At 61.2% G+C, this 4558-nt stretch carries 4 protein-coding genes; 3 read left to right on the top strand and 1 reads right to left on the bottom strand.

The window, feature by feature from the left end; translation table 11 throughout:
- On the bottom strand, positions 1–187 hold a 187-nt coding region (locus AC1DWC_RS26485; protein WP_477912840.1), incomplete at its 3' end, for a nuclear transport factor 2 family protein.
- Positions 188–447: 260 nt separating this feature from the next.
- On the opposite strand from AC1DWC_RS26485, the gene AC1DWC_RS26490 reads away from it, so the two are divergent.
- The 3 genes from AC1DWC_RS26490 to AC1DWC_RS26500 are packed head-to-tail and all read left to right on the top strand — an operon-like array spanning position 448 to position 4275.
- Positions 448–1509 carry a hypothetical protein gene (locus AC1DWC_RS26490; RefSeq protein WP_477912842.1) on the top strand — a complete coding sequence of 354 codons (1062 nt, stop codon included), beginning with the start codon at positions 448–450 and terminating at the stop codon, positions 1507–1509.
- Complete coding sequence (locus AC1DWC_RS26495; RefSeq protein ID WP_477912843.1) at positions 1506–2168, top strand: ABC-three component system middle component 2; 663 nt, start codon at positions 1506–1508, stop codon at positions 2166–2168. Before AC1DWC_RS26490 ends, AC1DWC_RS26495 begins: the two co-directional genes overlap by 4 nt.
- Positions 2155–4275, top strand: coding sequence for a hypothetical protein (locus tag AC1DWC_RS26500; protein ID WP_477912844.1), 2121 nt, complete (start codon positions 2155–2157; stop codon positions 4273–4275). Before AC1DWC_RS26495 ends, AC1DWC_RS26500 begins: the two co-directional genes overlap by 14 nt.
- Positions 4276–4558 lie beyond the last annotated feature (283 nt).

Consider the following 4558-nt stretch of genomic DNA (forward strand, 5'->3'; position numbering starts at 1 on the left):
ACGCCCCGAGGAACCCGGCGAGGAAGTCCTTGATTGCGGGCTTCCCCACCACGGGTTCCATCGGAATGTTGTGGTAGACAGCATCTTCGGCGAAGTACTCGGCGAGCGTCTCGGGGTTCGAGTCCGCCCAGCGGGCGCAGAACTCGGTGTAGCCCGCATGAGGATTTGGCTGAGGGAAACGTCTCACCCATCTCTTGTGGGCAGTTCATCACCGAAGACTGCGTAGTCGCCATCTTCCAGTCCACCTGAACGAGGCCACAGCTCCAGTCATGGTTGAAATCAGACCAAAATTTGTTCGAGCACAATTGGGTCACGCGATCTCAGCGAAGCACTCGCACGGGTTGATCAACGGTAACGTAGTGCGTCGATCACCGATGCGCTCGACGGTACGGCGCGAAATAGGTCGTTGCAGTCCTATCGTCCTCGACCCAATGGAGGTGGTCGCGTATGCCGCAAGGCACTGTCACAGCGGTGGCACCGTCGCCAGCGGGAGTACCCGTCGGCGAGGCGCGTATCAACTTCGCGGCGCATCAAGCACGAGCCAATGCGCATGGTGCTCGCCAGGACTTCGAAGAGATGATTGGCCAACTGGTCCGAGCTGTCCGCCCCGGCGCCGTCAAGATGGTTGCGGCAAATCCCGGAGACTGGGGCATCGACGTGTTCGCCGGTGACCTCGGAGGTTCGGTGACGGTGTGGCAATCGAAGTACTTCATGCCGGAGGTCGGCAGAGGCCACCAGGCGCAAATTCGGGAGTCCTTCGACTCGGTGGTCAAGAACGCCGCCGTAGAGGGCTTCACCCTCACTCAGTGGATCCTTTGCATTCCGTCGAGTATGGACGGCCCCACAACCAAATGGTGGGGCACGTGGAAGCGGAAGAAGGAACGCGAAAGTGGTGTCGTTGTCGACCTCTGGGATGAGACAGAACTGCGCAGCTTGCTGATCTCTCCCGATGCAGAAGACGTCCGTCGGCATTACTACGAGCCCGCCCGAGCGACACGGCTGGAAACCTCAGTTGTGAACCTCGCCGACGAGGACGCCGAACGGCTGGACACAGCTTTGTTCGTCCGACAGCTGCGTGAAGCTGGCCATGTTGAAGTCACATCGTCCAAGCAACAGTTCTTCAACGCCGAACTCCTGGCCCGCGAGATCGTGGACAAGGGAGTTCCAGCTGAGGTCGCCGCGTTGTACTCGGCCGACGCGACCATCCATAGCGTCTGGGAAGATCATTTCAACGAGACGTGCCAAACCCACGAGGACGCCCGTCTGCCTGGCTTGCACAAATCCGTCATGCGCGAGATCCGCGCCCAGCACGCAACTTTGGGAAGCGGCCTTCCCTGCGGCCCTGTACACACCTGTGGGCTGATGCATCGTGTGGTCGATAACCGCCGGGCAGGTTGGGTACGGCATTGGCGCCAGGTCGCGGATGACCATGTACAGGTCGAGGTCGACGAGTCGCAAAATGGCACGGGCACAACACTCGATGGACAGCCTGCTGCGGGCGCATCATGACCATCCCTCATATTCACCCGCCGAGTCCGAGCGGACTGCTGCCGGTCGTCGTGCCGGAAGACGACGTCACTTTTCGTCTCGCCCAGCTGCTCCTCTTGCTCGCATCGTTGCAGCACCTTAAGCAGCCAGGCGTTTCGCTAGAGCGGTTGGGTTGCTATGACTTTCTGGCAGCCAATCCCTTGCTGGTGCTCACCGACGAGAACGATGCCGATCGCAAACGGCTATTGACGGCCGGCTTCGACGGTCGCGCACTGAGCTATGCGAGTCCCGCGCATCGCTTCACGACCCGGCGAGAACGACTCCAACATGACCTGGCACGGCTGGTCGCCTACGGTCTGGTCGCTCCCACAGTCGAAAAGGGTGTCCTCTACGCAGTAACCCCAAAGGGCCTGGACATCGCCGGGAGGTTCACAGCGGTCTACACACGGTCCTATCGTCAATCGGCGGAGGTACTTATCCGCCGCCTGTCACGCCTGACCGACAAGCGCCTCCGCGACGCGGTCCGCACCTGGACCACGATAGGACGCGACACTCCGCGCCCCGAAGCGCTCGATCTGCTTGACGCTGTCGATCTCTTGCACGACCAGACGGACACGCTTTCCTTTACGAACGCAGCGACGCCACCGCCAACTGAGGACAACCCACATGAGCACCCATGATGAGCCCGCCGCCACGGGAGCTCAGCGCACCACGTCCATAGAGAATCGAACCGACTCAGCCTTGAGTACCAGGCAGACGGAGGTCCAGCGGCAGGGCATCCGGGTACTCCGTCTTCGCCTAAAGGGCATCGATCGGGACTACGAAATCGACTTCCGCGACAGCGAGGGGGAAGCTGCGCGGTCCTTGTCGGTTATTGCGGGCGCGTTCAGTACCGGCAAGTCGTCCGTGTTGGAATTCATCGCTTACTGCTTGGGCGCCAAGAATCACCCACAACATCCCGAGATACTACGCAAAGTCCGGTCCGCCTTGCTCGAAGTGGAACTCAGCGGACAGCCACACGTGATCGAGCGTGCTGTCGGTGAACCTTCCACGGCGGCATTCATCCGCCCTGGACGTCTCAGCCAGATCGAAGCGCCGCCGATGGAAAGGCGTGTAATCACGCCCGCTGGCGACCCCGCCAGCCTCTCCAGTCTGCTGCTCTCCTACTGCGGTCTCGAAGGCGTCGAACTGAAAGAAGCACCGACGCAGGCGCAGTCCGGAACCGACCCCCTAAGCTTCCGCGAGCTGCAGTGGCTGTGCTTCATGCCCAACGAGCGCCTCGATGACAAGAATCTGTTGTTCGAAAGCGCGCACATGAAGAAGCTCAAGCTACGGCAGGTTGTAGACGTCGTGTTCGGCGTCCACGATGACAAGGCCGTCGTAGTCGGGCGCCGCATCAACGAGCTTGAAACAAGGCTCAGCCGAGCACGCAGCGACTACATCACCACTCAAGCATTCATCGACGAGCAAGAGTTGGGGACTCGTATCCATGTCGAGCTTCTCCGCGACGAAGCTGAGAGAAACTCGGCGGAGACAGATCGGGCTCTGGCCAACCTGGACGATCAGGCGCGTGCGGCGTCGACCTTCGCCACCGACTTGCGGACCCGGCACCGCGTTGCATCGCGCCGCGCCCAGCAAGCGGCTGCCCTTCTACGCGACCGGGAGACACAGCTGCGGAGATTCGTTCCGCTGCGGGCTCAATACGCGGACGACATCACCAAGTTAACGATGCTCGCCGAAGCACGAATGCTCTTCGACCCGCTCCGGATAAAGGTGTGCCCTGCGTGCCTCACCACGCTTCGGGACGCACCTCATATCGCTGACGGCGAATGCACTCTCTGTGCTTCCGAGATCGCCGCCCCATCGGCCAGACAGACCACCGCTGGCGATACCCGTGACTGCAACACAGCCAGTCCTGGTGCAGGCTCTAATGAGGTCCTGACGGAATCCAAGTTCGACGTCTCATCAGAATTGAGGGCCACCAAAGCACGCCTGGCCGAGATTACTCAGTACGTTGAGGAACTGAATACGGAACTAGGTCGGCTACGGGCAGCGCTCGCGGAAGCCGAGATCGAGGAAGCCGGGCTCGCGAGTGCGGTCGACTCAGCCACCAACGAGACTATTAGCCCGTTCCTCAGCCAGCGGGACGACCTCATGCAGCTCCGACAGACCGCCACGGCGACCCTGGACCGCGCGCGTACCGCGATCAAGATGTTCGACAGTCTCGACCGCCGCGGCACGGCGGTCACACGATTAGAAAATTCTCTTAGGGCACTCCGTGGTGAGTTGGAACAAGCCACAATGCAACCTGATCGCAATGACGTCGTCCACCGCATCAGCGAGCGATACGCCGCGATCCTCACCTCGTGGCGGTATCCGAAGGCCGAACAGGTGTATGTCGACACCAACCTAGTTCCACATATGCGCGGCGCCAGCTATACACACGCCTCGTCTGGCGGACGGACGCTCATCTCCCTGGCATGGATCCTGGCCATATTCGAGATCGCCTGGGAAACCGGCAGTGCCCACCCTGGTTTCCTCATGATCGACAGCCCACAGAAGAACCTCGGCCAAGGCGGCGATCGCGACACCAAATTCGCCGATAGCGTCGCCGTCGCAGACTTCTATGAACACCTTCACGACTGGCTAGCTGGCCCCGGACAAGGGGCTCAAATCTTAGTCGTGGACAACGCTCCACCTACCTCGGTCGACAACGATATCGTCGTTCGCTTCTCCCGACGAGCCGACCAACCCCCTTACGGGCTGGTCGAAGACGAGGTCTCCTGACTCGTAGTGCAGCCATCCAGAGGACTTCCGCCGGGCGACTCCGAAGCCTCCTGTAGAAGACACACGGGCGAGCCAACGGGTATCCGCCACTTGAATGTAGGCAAGCTCAACCACCGCTCGACAACTAGAGTCCCGCCGGGGGCACCACCATTTGACGCGGGAACCCCGATCCAGGGAACTGGATCGGGGTTCTTGCGTTTGCCGGCGCTACTGGCCGCCGAGGGCCGCGAGCGGGGCCATGTCGAAGTAGTCCCGCCAGGCCACGATCTTGCCGTCCTCGTCG

The sequence above is a fragment of the Rhodococcus sp. P4_C10 genome (genome assembly GCF_056402135.1).

What these genes read in the sequence shown, in the direction of transcription:
- AC1DWC_RS26495 (WP_477912843.1), top strand. Translation starts at nt 1,506, where the DNA reads ATGACCATCCCTCATATTCACCCGCCGAGTCCGAGCGGACTGCTGCCG.
- AC1DWC_RS26490 (WP_477912842.1), top strand. Translation starts at nt 448, where the DNA reads ATGCCGCAAGGCACTGTCACAGCGGTGGCACCGTCGCCAGCGGGAGTA.
- AC1DWC_RS26500 (WP_477912844.1), top strand. Translation starts at nt 2,155, where the DNA reads ATGAGCACCCATGATGAGCCCGCCGCCACGGGAGCTCAGCGCACCACG.